Origin of the sequence: Burkholderia ubonensis (assembly GCF_001718695.1) — a bacterium.
GTDB lineage: Bacteria > Pseudomonadota > Gammaproteobacteria > Burkholderiales > Burkholderiaceae > Burkholderia > Burkholderia ubonensis_B.
Window position 1 is genome coordinate 346,752 of record NZ_CP013422.1, and the last position, 13,930, is coordinate 360,681.

At 70.6% G+C, this 13,930-nt stretch carries 11 protein-coding genes; 6 read left to right on the forward strand and 5 right to left on the reverse strand.

Annotated elements, in window-relative coordinates; translation table 11 throughout:
- Positions 1-132: 132 nt before the first annotated feature.
- Positions 133-990: a helix-turn-helix transcriptional regulator gene (locus tag WJ35_RS21525; RefSeq protein WP_014724503.1), complete on the reverse strand. Its 858-nt coding sequence runs from the start codon at positions 988-990 to the stop codon at positions 133-135.
- Positions 991-1,085: 95 nt separating this feature from the next.
- Between WJ35_RS21525 and WJ35_RS21530 the strand changes: the two genes are divergently transcribed.
- On the forward strand, positions 1,086-1,979 hold the full coding sequence (locus tag WJ35_RS21530; RefSeq protein WP_069240594.1) for an SDR family oxidoreductase: 894 nt from the start codon (positions 1,086-1,088) through the stop codon (positions 1,977-1,979).
- 244 nt (positions 1,980-2,223) lie between these two features.
- Here WJ35_RS21530 and WJ35_RS21535 read toward each other — a convergent pair whose 3' ends face one another.
- Positions 2,224-3,603, reverse strand: coding sequence for an FAD-containing oxidoreductase (locus tag WJ35_RS21535; RefSeq protein ID WP_069239953.1), 1,380 nt, complete (start codon positions 3,601-3,603; stop codon positions 2,224-2,226).
- 226 nt (positions 3,604-3,829) lie between these two features.
- Here WJ35_RS21535 and WJ35_RS21540 point away from each other — a divergent pair, with 226 nt between their 5' ends.
- From WJ35_RS21540 to WJ35_RS21560, 5 genes are all read left to right on the forward strand, one after another.
- Positions 3,830-4,468 (forward strand): LysE family translocator, encoded by a 639-nt coding sequence (locus tag WJ35_RS21540; RefSeq protein ID WP_011881420.1) that lies wholly within the window; start codon positions 3,830-3,832, stop codon positions 4,466-4,468.
- 332 nt (positions 4,469-4,800) lie between these two features.
- The gene (locus WJ35_RS21545; protein WP_069239954.1) at positions 4,801-5,565 is read left to right on the forward strand and encodes a DUF3348 domain-containing protein; all 765 of its coding nucleotides are present in this window, start codon (positions 4,801-4,803) and stop codon (positions 5,563-5,565) included.
- A gap of 5 nt (positions 5,566-5,570) precedes the next feature.
- Positions 5,571-8,378 carry a DUF802 domain-containing protein gene (locus tag WJ35_RS21550; RefSeq protein ID WP_069239955.1) on the forward strand — a complete coding sequence of 936 codons (2,808 nt, stop codon included), beginning with the start codon at positions 5,571-5,573 and terminating at the stop codon, positions 8,376-8,378.
- A 3-nt stretch (positions 8,379-8,381) separates the two neighbouring features.
- Entirely contained in the window at positions 8,382-9,026 is a 645-nt protein-coding gene (locus WJ35_RS21555) for an OmpA family protein (RefSeq protein ID WP_069239956.1), read from the forward strand.
- Complete coding sequence (locus WJ35_RS21560; protein ID WP_069239957.1) at positions 9,023-9,679, forward strand: DUF2894 domain-containing protein; 657 nt, start codon at positions 9,023-9,025, stop codon at positions 9,677-9,679. The genes WJ35_RS21555 and WJ35_RS21560 overlap by 4 nt, the downstream gene beginning before the upstream one ends.
- A 19-nt stretch (positions 9,680-9,698) precedes the next feature.
- Here WJ35_RS21560 and WJ35_RS21565 read toward each other — a convergent pair whose 3' ends face one another.
- The 3 genes from WJ35_RS21565 to WJ35_RS30620 all read right to left on the reverse strand — a co-directional run bounded on the left by WJ35_RS21565 (position 9,699) and on the right by WJ35_RS30620 (position 13,843).
- Positions 9,699-10,271: an NADPH-dependent FMN reductase gene (locus WJ35_RS21565; RefSeq protein ID WP_069239958.1), complete on the reverse strand. Its 573-nt coding sequence runs from the start codon at positions 10,269-10,271 to the stop codon at positions 9,699-9,701.
- 146 nt (positions 10,272-10,417) lie between these two features.
- A complete protein-coding gene (locus WJ35_RS21570) occupies positions 10,418-11,701 on the reverse strand; it encodes an isoprenylcysteine carboxylmethyltransferase family protein (protein WP_069239959.1) in 1,284 nt (427 codons plus the stop codon).
- A gap of 120 nt (positions 11,702-11,821) precedes the next feature.
- A complete protein-coding gene (locus tag WJ35_RS30620; RefSeq protein WP_080484408.1) occupies positions 11,822-13,843 on the reverse strand; it encodes a collagen-like triple helix repeat-containing protein in 2,022 nt (673 codons plus the stop codon).
- Positions 13,844-13,930 lie beyond the last annotated feature (87 nt).

Here is a 13,930-nt window from a genome sequence, read left to right on the forward strand (position 1 = left end):
CCCCACGATGCGATGCCGAAAGGGTAAAGCTGCGCTGCGCCGCTTGAAAATTAAATATTCGACTGCCTGTCAGTGGGGAATCCGATGGCGCGTCCACGCCGCACGACAGCGCGTATGGGCGACGCCGCACCGCTACATGGCCGGCGCCTGCGCTGCACGAGCCTGCTCGCGCGCAGCGACGAGCGAACGGATGCTTGCGCGATCGGCCGCCGTCGTCGGCGTGAAGATCACGAGGCTCAAGTCCGCACGGCCGATCACGGCGAACGCCGAGTATTCGAGCGTGATCCGCCCCGCGTGCGGATGGCGGATCTCCTTCGTTCCTTCGTCGTGCGAGCGGATATCGTGGTCGCGCCACAGCGCGTCGAATTCGGCGCTCGTCGCGCGCATCTCGTCGATGAAGGCCTGGACGGCCTGGGTTGCGCCGCCGCGCGCGATGTCGGCGCGGAACGCGCCCACCGCGAACCGCGCGACGCGGTCCCAGTTCGGTTGCGCGTCGCGCACGCGCGGATCGACGAAGATCAGCCGCAGGATGTTGCGCGCGGCCGGCGGCAGCGTCGCATAGTCGGTCAGCGTCGCGGCGGCCGCGGCGTTCCATGCGACCACGTCCCAGGTCGCCGTGCGCACGATCGCGGGGCTCGCGTCGAGCGCATCGAGCACGTGCTGCAGGCGCGGCGTCACGCCGCTGCTCGCGTGATAACGCACTTCGGGCGGATGGCCGACGCCGAGCAGGAACAGATGCTCGCGTTCGGCGTCGTCGAGCAGCAAGGCACGGGCGAGCCGATCGAGCACGTCGGCCGACGGCGCGCCGCCGCGCCCCTGTTCGAGCCACGTGTACCACGCGGTGCTCACATGCGCGCGCTGCGCGACTTCCTCGCGCCGCAGGCCCGGCGTGCGGCGCCGCGTCGACGGCAGCCCGAGCGCGGCGGGGTCGAGTTTCTCGCGGCGGTCCCGAAGGTACGCGCCGAGCAGGTTGTCGGGGGCGTCAGCCATAGCCTGTTAGTTCGTTTACCGGTAAACCGTCACGTCTTCACCGCGCGCGGCGGCCGGCAGATAGTAAGCCTCCATTTCATCCGGAGGTGTTGAACATGCGTGTCTTCGTTACAGGAGCGTCGGGCTTCGTCGGCTCCGCGGTCGTTGCCGAACTCATGGCCGCCGGGCATGCGGTGCTCGGCCTCGCGCGTTCCGACGCCGCCGCGGCAGCGATCGCGGCCGCCGGCGCGCAGGTGCATCGCGGGTCGCTCGAGGATGCCGACAGCCTGACGCGCGGCGCCGAGTCCGCCGACGCGGTCATCCATACGGGATTCAATCACGACTTCTCGCGCTTCGCTGAAAACTGCGAACTCGACCGCCGCGCGATCGAGACGATCGGCGCGGTGCTGGAAGGGTCGGCGCGGCCGCTCGTCGTCACGTCGGGGCTCGCGCTGGTGGCACCGGGCCGCGCGGCGACCGAGGACGATCCGCACGTGCCGGTGTCGGCGGCCTATCCGCGCGCGTCGGAAGCGACGGCGCACGCGCTCGAAGCGCGCGGCGTGCATGCGTCCGTCGTGCGCCTGCCGCCGTCGGTGCACGGCGACGGCGACCACGCGTTCGTGCCGCGCCTGATCGCGTTCGCACGCGAGCGACGGGTATCCGCTTACGTCGGCGAGGGCGAGAACCGCTGGCCGGCCGTGCATCAGCTGGACGCGGCGCGCGTGTACCGGCTCGCGGTCGAGCGCGGTGCGCGCGGCGCACGCTACCACGCGGTCGACGACACGGGCGTGCCGTTTCGCGAGATCGCGACCGTGATCGGCCGGCGGCTCGATCTGCCCGTTGCGTCGATCTCGGCCGAGCAGGCGCGCGAGTACTTCGGCTGGTTCGCGACGTTCGTCGGAATGGATGCGCCCGCAACCAGCGAGCGCACGCGCGCGGCGCTCGGCTGGGCGCCGACGCAGCCGGGGCTGTTGGCCGACATCGACCGGCCGCAGTACTTCGCGAGCTGACGCACGCGCGAGCAGCGCATGCGGCGCGCGTGTCGCGGCGCATCGCTGCGATGACGCTTCGATCCCCGGACATTCGGGCGCACGGGTAGTCGGGCACCCGGATGTTCGGACTGTCAGACGCCCGTGCCGAACCGCCGAGCCGCCGACCCCACCACCCGCCGTAAGGCACTCCCTGCACCGGCCGGCTGTGGCCAAGCCGTCGAGCCGAAAACGCGCGTTCAAGCGACACCGACGTCGGCGCCCCTCATTCCACCGGATGCAGATCCTGCAGCAACGTCGGCATCAGCTCCGACACCGTCGGATGAATGTGCATCGCGCGACTGATCGTCGTGTACGGCGCGTTCGCGGCCATCACGTCGAGCAGCGCATGCACGACCTCGTCGCCCGTCACGCCGAGAATCGACGCGCCCAGGATCGCGTGGCTGTCCGCGTCGACGATCACCTTCATGAAGCCCCGGCTCTCGCCTTTCTCGACCGCGCGCCCGACGCGCGTCATCGGCCGCGTGCCGACCAGCAGCCGGCGTCCCGTCTGCATCGCGTCGGCTTGCGTCATCCCGACGCGGCCGAGCGGCGGGTCGATGAACATCGCGTATGCGGGGATGCGGTCCGACACCTTGCGCGGATCGTTGTCGAGCAGGTTGGCCGCGACGATCTCGTAGTCGTTGTAGGACGTATGCGTGAACGCGCCGCGCCCGTTGCAGTCGCCCAGCGCCCAGATCCCGGGCACGTTCGTGCGCAGCTGCTCGTCGACCTCGATGTAGCCGTGCGCGTCGGTCGCGACGCCGGCGTGCGCGAGCCCGAGATCGTCGGTGTTCGGCACGCGTCCGACGGCGAGCAGCAGATGCGAGCCCGCGACCTCGCGCGCGCCGGACGCGCAGTCGAGCCCGACGACGACGCGGTGCCCGTCGCGCCGCGCGCTCAGGCAGTTCGCGTCGAGCTGCACGTCGATGCCTTCGGCTTCGAGGATCTCCCGCACCGCGTGCGACACGTCCTCGTCCTCGCGGCGGATCAGGCGCGGGCCTTTCTCGACGATCGTCACGCGCGAGCCGAAGCGCCGGTACATCTGGCCGAATTCGAGCCCGACGTAGCTGCCGCCGACGACGATCAGGTGCTCCGGCAGGAAATCGACGTCCATCATCGTCGAGTTGGTGAGATAGGGCACCTGGTCGAGGCCGGGCATCGGCGGCACCAGCGCGCGCCCGCCGACGTTGACGAAGATCCGCTCGGCTTCCAGCAGCGCGTCGCCGACGCGCACCGTGTCGGCCTGCTCGAAGCGGGCATGACCCTGCAACACGGTCGTATGGTCGAGCCCGCGCACCCACTGCTCGACGCCGTGGCTGGAGCGCGCGGAAATCTCGTCCTTGCGCGCCTTCACGCGCGGCATGTCGACCGTGACCGGTCCGCCGACCGTCACGCCGTATTCGCCGGCCCGCCGCGCGAGATGCGCGGCATACGCGCTCGCGATCAGCGTCTTGGTGGGGATGCAGCCGGTGTTCACGCAGGTGCCGCCGAACCGGCCCCGCTCGACGATGGCGACGCTCATGCCCGCGCCGGACAGCTGGGCGGCGAGCGGCGGGCCGGCCTGCCCGGTGCCGATGATGATCGCGTCGAAGTGTTGCGTCATGACGTCCTCCTGCGCTGGTTCAACGTGGGAACGGAGCGCGCAAGCCGCATGCCGGGCCGGCGCGCGCGAACGGCGGCGAGCGCCCATGGTAGACCGGTTGGCGCCGCCCCGCACGTGCGGCCGCGCTTTCGGCGGCCCGCGAAGCGTGCCAGAATCGGTGGCTTCCCGGTCCGGGACGGACGCGCAGGCGCCGGCGTCGCGGCGTCGCAAGGCAAAGGAGACTTCGATGACTGCATCGGCTGCCGTACTCGCCATTCTGGCTGCGCTATGGCTCGGCGCGATGATTCCGGGCCCCAGCTTCGTGCTGGTCGCCCGCAATTCGATCGGGCTGTCGCGCCGCGACGGGCTCGCAACCGCGCTCGGCATGGGCGTGGGCGGCATCGCGTTCGGCGGCGTCGCGCTCGCCGGGCTCTATACGCTGCTGCAGGCGGTCGAGTGGTTGTATGTCGCCCTCAAGCTGGCGGGCGGCGCGTATCTGATCTACATGGCGTCGAAGATCTGGCGCGGCGCGGACCGGCCGATCGCGATGGACGATCCGCGGGCCGGCGCGGCGGGCAGCGCGCGCAAGTCGTTCCTGGCCGGCCTCACGACCCAGCTGAGCAACCCGAAGACTGCGATCTGGTACGGCAGCATCTTCGCGGCGCTGCTGCCGCAACATCCGCCGCTGTGGTGCTACCTGGCGCTGCCGCCGCTTGTGTTCGCGGTCGAGTTCGGCTGGTACACGATCGTCGCGCTGTGCTTCTCCACCCGCCGGCCGCGCGAGCTGTATCTCCGGGCGAGGAAATGGGTCGACCGCATCGCGGCCGGTGCGATCGCGCTGCTCGGGCTGCGGCTGATCCTGAACGCGCCGAAGGCCGGGATCTGACGCGACGCGCGGTTGGCGAATCCGCCATGCACTGACTCCCCGTCACCACGGCCGGCCGATGGTCCGGCTGCGAGCGATCGCGTTCGGCACGAGTAAGGCTCATGGAACCCGTTCGACCGTCGTCGCGAGCCCGGCCGGCTTGCTCGCCGGCGGCCAGCAGCCGCCGCGCGGTGCGGTGCCGTCCCGGCCGGCGCGCCCGCGATCGGCTCGCGAGCCTTGTGCGGCGGGCGTTCCCGCCGGCCGCACGCGGTGCGGTGCCGCATCGCTTTCCCGATTCTGGCGGGCGACCGCGCGACGACGTGTAAACTGCTGCCTTTTTTGACGGTAGCAGCATGGTGCAAGCCCCCCAGCGCACGGCATTGAGCGGCCCGACGCTCGTTCGCCTGCTCGCGCGGCTGGCGGACGCCGACGTGCCCGAATCCCGGCAGACGCTCGCGGACCGGCTGAGCCAATGGCTCGGCTGGACGGACGCGATTTCGCTGTCCTCGGCGCTGAATGCGAACCCGCCCGCTGTCGCGGCCGGCGTGCGCGGCTACGACGCGGAGCGCGAGTGCGCGCGCGTGCGCCACGCGCTGGCGCAGGCGATCACGGGCGCCCTTCGGCCGCGCACGCGGCGGCGCGCCGGCGAGATGCCGCCGCCGCCCGCCGACACGGCCGATTTCGCGGACTTCCGCCAGCAGTGTCTGTCCCTGCAGCAGGAGATAGAAACGGCGATCGGCAACCTGCGCGGCCGCCTGCGCGTCGCGCTGGCGGCGCGCGCGCCCGGCATGGCGCGGCTCGCGACGCTCGACGCGATCATGGAGCGGGTGCTCGGCGCGCGCGAACGCAGCCTGCTGGCCACCGTGCCGGCGCTGCTCGGCGCGCACTTCGAGCGGCTGCGCGCGGCGGAGCAGCAGGCGCTTGCCGACGCGCAAGCAGCGGCCGATGCCGATGCCGATGCCGCGCCCGACGCGCCGAGCCCCGCGCCGGTCACGCCGGTCGTGCCGGGTACGTGGCTCGACACGTTCCGCGACGAGATGCAAAGCATCCTGCTCGCCGAACTCGAAATCCGGTTTCAAACGGTGGATGGGCTGCTCGCGGCCCTTCGCGCCAGCTAAAAGTTATGTCCAGAATTCGCATTGATCTCGTTGTATTTATGGCCGGCCTCGTCGCGGTGTGCTGGATCGGCGCCGGTTATGTCGCATCGAATCCGCCGGCGGCGGTCGTCACGCTGCTGATCGCCGCGTGCTACGTCGCCGGTGCGTGGGAGCTGCAGCGTTACCGGCAGGCCACGGCCACGCTGACGCGCGCGGTGGCCGGCTTGACCGAGCCGCCGCCGGCGCTCGACGCGTGGCTCGACACGCTGCACCCGAGCCTGCGCGGCGCGGTGCGCGCGCGCATCGAGGGCGCCCGCGCGGCGCTGCCGGGGCCGTCGCTGACGCCGTACCTGGTCGGCCTGCTCGTGCTGCTGGGGATGCTCGGCACGCTGCTCGGGATGGTCGTGACGCTGAAGGGCACCGGCGCCGCGCTGGAAAGCGCGGCCGATCTCGACGCGATCCGCGCGTCGCTGATCGCGCCGGTCAAGGGCCTCGGGTATGCGTTCGGCACGTCGATCGCCGGCGTCGCGACCTCGGCGATGCTCGGGCTGCTGTCCGCGCTGGTGCGCCGCGATCGGCTCGACGCATCGCAGCAGCTCGACGCGATGGTCGCGACGACGCTGCGGGTGCATTCGCACGCGCATCAGCGCGAGGAATCGTTCCGGCTCCTGCAGAAGCAGGCCGACGTGATGCCGGCGCTGGTCGAGCGGCTGCAGACGATGATGACCGCGATCGACGCGCGCAGCGCGGCGCTGCACGATCGCCAGATCGAAAGCCAGCACGCCTTCTTCGAGCGCACCGAGCGCGCGTATGCGGGCCTTGCCGCGAACGTCGGCGACGCGTTGAAGGAGAGCGCTGCCGAGAGCGCGCGCGTGGCCGGCGCGGCGCTGCAGCCGGTCGTCGCCGCGACGATGACGGGGCTCGCGCAGGAGATGGCCGCGCTGCGCGACACAGTGACGGGCGCGGTGCAGCGCCAGCTCGACGCGCTGGCCGGCGGCTTCGAGCAAACCACCGCCGACGTGACGGCCGCGTGGGGCCGCGCGCTCGACGAGCAGCGCCGCGCCGGCGACGCCGTAGCGCAGCAGCTGCAGACGACGCTCGGCCGGTTCACCGACACGTTCGCGCAGCGTTCGACCGATCTGCTCGACGGCGTCGCGACGCGCCTCGAGTCCACCGAAGGCCGTCTGTCCGACGCGTGGCGCGATGCGCTCGCGCAGCAGCAGCAGGTCGGCGACGCGCTGGCCGACCGGCATGCGCGCGCGCTCGGCGAAGCCGCGGCCACGTTCGAACGACACTCGGCGGCCGCGCTCGTCGCGATGCGCGACGCGCACGCGGGGTTGCAGACGCAACTGGCTGCACGCGACGAGCAGCGTCTGGCCGCATGGAACGCATCGCTCGCCGCGATGGCCGCGAAGCTCGGCGACGAATGGCAGCGGGCGGGCGTGCACAGCGCGGGCCGTCAGCAGGAGATCTGCGATGCGCTCGCACAGACGACGCGCGATCTGACCGCGCAGGCGGCGACGTTCGAGCAACGCTCGAACGATCTGCTGTCGACGATTCGCGATTCGCACGCGGGCCTGCAAACGCAACTCGCCGCACGCGACGAGGAGCGTCTGGCTGCATGGAACGCATCGCTCGCCGCGATGGCCGCGAAGCTCGGCGACGAATGGCAGCGTGCGGGCGTGCACAGCGCAGGCCGTCAGCAGGAAATCTGCGATGCGCTCGCACAGACCACACGCGATCTGACCGCGCAAGCCGCGACGTTCGAACGACGCTCGAACGATCTACTGTCGACGATTCGCGATTCGCACACAGGCTTGCAAACGCAACTGGCCGCACGCGACGAGGAGCGTCTGGCCGCATGGAACGCATCGCTCGCCGCGATGGCCGCGAAGCTCGGCGACGAATGGCAGCGCGCGGGCGTGCACAGCGCGGGCCGTCAGCAGGAGATCTGCGATGCGCTCGCACAGACCACACGCGATCTGACCGCGCAAGCGGCGACGTTCGAACGACGCTCGAACGATCTGCTGTCGACGATTCGCGATTCGCACGCGGGCCTGCAAACGCAGCTCGCCGCACGCGACGAGGAGCGTCTGGCCGCATGGAGCGACTCGCTGGCGGCCCTGGCCGCCGCGCTGCGTGACGAGTGGGCGCAAACGAGCGCACAGGCCGCGAGCCGCCAGCAGGACATCTGCGACACGCTCGCCCGCACCGCGAACGACATCACCGCGCAGGCGCAGGCGCACGCGAGCGACACGATCGCCGAGATCTCCCGGCTCGTGCAGGCCGCGTCGGAGGCGCCGAAGGCCGCGGCCGAGGTCGTCGCCGAGCTGCGCCAGCGCCTGTCCGACAGCATGGTGCGCGACACCGCGATGCTCGACGAGCGCAGCCGCCTGCTGGCCACGCTCGAGACGCTGCTCGACGCGGTCAATCACGCGTCGACCGAACAGCGCGGCGCGGTCGATGCGCTCGTGCGCACGTCGGCCGACCTGCTGGATCGCGTCGGCGTGCGTTTCAACGACACGGTCGAAGCCGAAACCCGCAAGCTCGATGCGGTGGCCGCGCAGGTCACCGCGGGCGCCGTCGAGGTCGCGAGCCTCGGCGACGCGTTCGGGATGGCCGTGCAGGTGTTCGGCGAATCGAACGACAAGCTGCTGAGCCATCTGCAGCGCATCGAGGCCGCGCTGGAGAAATCGCTCGCGCGCAGCGACGAGCAGCTCGAATACTACGTCGCGCAGGCGCGGGAAGTGATCGACCTGAGCATGATGTCGCAGAAGCAGATCGTCGAAGACCTGCAGCAGCTCGCCGGCCGGCGCGCGTCCGTCGGAGCGTAACGCATGCACGACGAAATCGACGGCGGCGCGCAATCGGCGCCGGTCTGGCCCGCCTTCGCCGACCTGATGTCGGTGCTGCTCGGCGCGTTCGTGCTGATCCTCGTCGGCGTGATCGGCATGCAGCTGCAGCTCACCTCGAAGCTCGAGGAGGCGATCAAGCAGCGCCAGCAGGAAGCGCAGCAGCGCAAGACGCTCGAACAGGCGCTCGCGGGGCCGCTCGCGGCCGGCCGCGTGACGCTCGTGAACGGACGCATCGGCATCGCCGGCAACGTGCTGTTCGCGCTGAACTCCGACCAGTTGCAGCCTGAAGGGAAGGAGCTGCTGAAGACGCTGGCCGGCCCGCTGTCCGCGTATCTGAAGACGCGCGACGAGATCCTGATGGTCAGCGGCTTCGCCGACGATCAGCAGGTGCACGCCGGCAACCGCCTGTTCGCGGACAACTGGGAGCTGTCGGCGAAGCGCGCGCTGACCGTGACGCGCGCGTTCATCGACGCGGGCGTGCCCGCAGCGTCGGTGTTCGCGGCCGCATTCGGCTCCGAGCAGCCGGTCAGCTCGAACGCGGACGACGCCGGGCGCGCGAAGAACCGCCGCGTCGAGATCGCGCCGGTGCCGCGCAAGAGCGCGTCGAATGGAGGAACGGCGAAGTGACGGTGGACGCGACGCAGGTGCGCGCGATGCTCGACGCATGGCGTGAGCAGCGCGCCGACCGGCTGGACCCGGTGCGCTTCCATCGGCTCGATGCGCTCGCCAAACGCGCGGCCGCGCTGGACGGCGATGCGCGCGCGCTGCTCGACGCGCGGTTCGCGACGCTGCTCGACGCGTTCGCCGCGATCGTGGCGCGCGCGAGCGAAGGCATAAACGTAGCTGCAACCGCAACCGCAGCTGCGTGCGACAGCGCGCATGCCGGCGCGCAGGGGCCTGCGCGCGGCGCACTCGCCGGGCTCGTCGCGCGGCTCGCGCGCGATGCGCAGGCGGACCGGGCCGGGATCGACCCGGCGCTGATCGAGTACTTCAGGGAAACCTGGTCGAAGGTCCGCACCGAGAAGCAGTATCGTCAGGCGCTCGACCGGGTGCCGCGCAATGCCGGCCCGCTCAATTCGAGCAGCCTCGTGCACCGGTCGCTGTCGCTGATGCGCGACCTGTCGCCGGGATACCTTCAGCAATTCCTGTCGTATGTGGATGCGCTGGCGTGGCTCGAGGATCTGGCCGGCGGCCCGCCGCCCGACAAGGATGCGCCGCGCGCCAAGGCAGCGAAGTCCGGCAAGCCCGCGAAGAAAGTCGCGCGGGTGAGGGCGCGATGACGCCCGTTGCGGTGCTTCGCTAGCGGCTCGGCGTCTGCGCGTCGATCGTCGCGCGCAGTGCGAGCAGCGCATCGGTCAGCGCCGGCGCGAAGTGCGGATGCGCGGCGATGCCCGCCGCGTCGAGCCGGCTGCCGAGGATCGGGAGCGCGATCGAGGCCTCGTCCACGACGCGAGCGGACATCACCGACAGCGTTTCCTTCAGCGCCGCGTCGGCGTGCGTCGCGCGCGGCGACGCGTTGAGCACCGCCACCGGCTTATGCACGAATGCTTCGCACCCGACCACCCAGTCCAGCGCGTTCTTCATCACGCCGGTCACGCCGTGCGCATACTCCGGACTTGCGATCAGCACGCCGTCGGCCGCGTTCAGCCGTTCGATCAAGTCGTGCACCGCGGGCGGCGTCGGAGATTTGATATCCGGATTGAACAGTGGAAACTCGCCGAGCCGTTCGAAGCGCACGATGCGCATCCCGTGCGGTGCGACGCGGGCCGCCGCATCGAGCAGCGCTGCGTTGTGCGATTGGGCGCGCAGGCTGCCGCACAGCGCGATGATGTCGACGCGGTGCGCGCGATCGGTTCGGGGTTCGTCGGCCATCGGCGGGTGGGTTGGCGGTGTAGGGGCGCGGCGTCGTCGCGTGGGTTCGACGGATTATCGCACCGGTGCGCGTTCGGGGCGCGCCGGCGCGAAGCGCGGATGCGCGCCGCTCATCGAACCGACGATCGCCGCCGCGTTACACGGCCTCACACCGCCGCGCGCATACCCAACGCGTGCCGCATCCGCGCAAACAACCCGTGCTCGGCGATCCACGCCGCATACGCGCGATAGTCCGGATCGCGCATCAGGTGACGCTCCTCGGTCTTCGCGCGCAGGAAGTAGATCAGGTTGACCGCGACGAGCGCCGCGCAATGCGCGAGCGCGACCTGCCAGCCGAGCGGCTCGACGAACGGCACCGAGATCATCCAGTACGACAGGTTCTTCGTGATGTAGGCCGGATGCTTCGTGAAGCGGTACGGGCCGGACGTGATGATCCCGCGGTTGGTCAGGTTCGAGAAGCGCAGGCCGAACGAGATCGTCGACAGCGCGTAGCACAGCAGCAGCGCGATGATCGTCGCGCCCCAGGCCACGCGAATCGCCGGCGCGGAGAGCAGCCAGTTGTCCCAGAACATCGAGCCCTCGTAGCGGATGTAGTTGTTCGAGATCAGCGACCAGAACGGCTGGTAGCAGATCAGCGCGGCGAGCCAGCCGAGCGTCGTCGGCTCGACGGTGCGCACGTGGCTGTCGAGGACGCGGAACGTGCACAGGTAGCCGACGGTGCCGAACATCAGGTCCATCGTGAACGACAGGTCGTACATGAACACGAACAGCGCGAGCGACATCGGCGCATGCATCGCGTTCGCGAGCGACGCGCTCAGGTGGTCGGCGTCCTTCGACAGGTAGACGGTCATCAGCGGCAGGAAGAACGCCTTGACCATCCACCCGGCGAGCATCTCGCGCACCGGCCGCCAGCTCGCGGGCTGCTCGCCGCGGAACAGGAAGCGCCCCCACAGCAGGTAGGCGTCATCGGTCTCGCGCTGATGGCGGTCCATCCACGCGAAATAGACCGGCGCGGCGACGATCACGTACGGCGCGAGCGCGCGCAGCAGCGACCAGAACGGCAGGTAGAACGCGCCGTGATACTCGGGCAGCAGCCAGTACAGCATGCCGATGCCCGCGTAGACCGACGCGAGCGCGCCGAGCCGCACCGCGACGCGGGCGACGCCGAGCGGCCGCACGGCCTGCCGCGACAGGCCGGCGCTCGGCCGCAGGTAGACGCGCGAGATGAAGAGCTCGTGCAGCGCGATCGTGCCGATGATCGCGAGGCTGGCGATGACCGCGCGCGTGGCGCCGTCGAGGGCGGGCTGGTCGCGCGTGATCCACAGCGCGAAGAGGCCGGCCGTGATGCCGAGCAGGCCGGCGCGCAACGGGGTGGCGGAGCGGGGCGGACGATCGTGGACTGCTGCAATGCCGTCGATGGTGGAATTCATGATCGGATCCTCGTCGGGAGGTGGGCCGGCGTCCCCGCTTGGCGGATGACGCCGGCCGTCGGCCGGGCTCCGTATCGGAATGGGCCCGGCCACTGGCCTGTCGTTCTGATGGGTGAAGCGTTACTTCTTCGGCGCGGTGGCGCCGAGCAGGCCGCCGACCAGGTTCGTCACCGGCGCGAGCAGGTTGGTCGCGCCGCCCGCGGTGCTGCCCGAACTGCCGGACAGGCCGGCCGTCACGGTGCCGCTGCCGGACGGCGTCGTCACCGTCCCGACCGCGCCGCCCGGGCTCGCCGTGCCGACAGCGCCGAGCGCACCGGTCGGCGACGTCAGCGAACCGGCGAGCGTGCCGACCGGGCCGCTCGTCAGCGCGCCCGTCAGGTTGCCGGTCACACCGCCGCCCGGCGCAGTGACCGTGCCGGTGAGGCTCGCGCCGAGCGGCGTCAGCGAATTGACGAGGTTCGTGACGGGCGCCAGCAGGCCGCCGACGCCCGCGCCACCGTTGCCGCCGGTGCCGCTGGTACCACCCGTACCGCTCGAACCGATGCCGCCGAGCGTGCCCGTCACGGTGCCGAGCAGCGCGGTGATCGGGGCGAGCGGGTTGGTGCCGCTCGTTCCACTCGTCCCGCTCGTTCCGCTGGTGCCGCCCGAGCCGCTCGAACTGCTGCCGCCGCCGAGCCCGCCCGTCAACGTGCCGAGCAGGCCGGTGATCGGCGCGAGCGGGTTCGTGCCGCTGCTGGAACTGCCGCTGCCGCCGTACAGCAGGCCGCCGGCCGATGCCACCGTGTTGCCGAGCTGCGCGACGGTATTGCCGGTGCTCGCGCCGACGGGGTTGCCGGTCGTGCTGCCGATCTGCGAGCCCGCGAGGCCCAGGCCGCTGCCGAGTGTGCCGAGCAGCCCGTTGAGCGGGGCGCCGAGCAGCGTCGCGCCGCCGAGCGTCTGCGTGGTGCCGGGCGTCTGGACGCCGCCGGCCAGCGTGTTCGTGATCGGGTTGATGAGGCTGCCGACCTGCGTTTCGAGCTGCTGGACCGGTGCGCTGCTCAGCGCCGTGTTCAACGCCGACGCGGTGGAGTTCACCGCGGTGCCGACCGTGTTGACGAGGCCGCCGACGGTCGTCGTGACCGGTGCGAGCGGCGACAGCGGGCCGGCGCCGAGGCTCGTCACCGCATTGCCGACATTGTTGACGGCTGCGCCGGCGCTGCTCAGCAGGCCGGTCGTCGACGTCAGCGTCGGGCCGAGCGGATTCGGCGACACGCCGATCGAGCCGAGGCCGGCCGCGACACCGTTGCCGAGCGACTGGACGCCGTTGCCGAGGCTCGTGACCGCATTGCCGACGCTGGCGGCCGTCGTCGGGTTCGTGCCGGGCACTTGCACGCCGCCGATCTGCGAGCCGCCGTTCGCGACGGTCGTGCCGAGTGCGGTGACCAGCGTGCCGGTTTGCTGAAGGACGTTGCCGAGCGGGGTGGTGGCGGTGCCCGAAGTGCCGGAAGTACCCGAAGTACCCGAAGTACCCGAAGTACCCGAAGTACCCGAAGTACCCGAAGTACCCGAAGTACCCGAAGTACCCGAAGTACCCGAAGTACCCGAAGTACCCGAAGTACCCGAAGTACCCGAAGTACCCGAAGTACCCGAAGTACCCGAAGTACCCGAAGTACCCGAAGTACCCGAAGTACCCGAAGTACCCGAAGTACCCGAAGTACCCGAAGTACCCGAAGTACCCGAAGTACCCGAAGTGCCCGAAGTGCCCGAAGTGCCGGAAGTGCCCGAAGTGCCGGAAGTGCCGGAAGTGCCCGAAGTGCCCGAAGTGCCCGAAGTGCCCGAAGTGCCCGAAGTGCCCGAAGTGCCGGAAGTGCCCGAAGTGCCCGAAGTACCCGAAGTACCCGAAGTACCCGAAGTACCCGAGGTACCCGAGGTACCCGAGGTACCCGAGGTACCCGAAGTGCCGGAAGTACCCGAAGTGCCCGAGCTACCGCCGCCCGACGTACCCGACGAACCGCCGCCCGACGTCCCGGACGTGCCTGATGTTCCCGACGTGCTCGGCTTGATCGACGGCGTCACCGGCCCGTCGACCGATCCGCAGCCATACAGCGTGACGACCGACAAGGCGGCCAGCGCCACCGTCGTTTTCTTGAAGTAATGATGCATGTTGGCCTCGACATTGGAAGTTGTGTCCGAGCCAACACTGCAAATTCCGCGCCACGACATGTTGTGCGCGATCCATGCGCGCTTTGT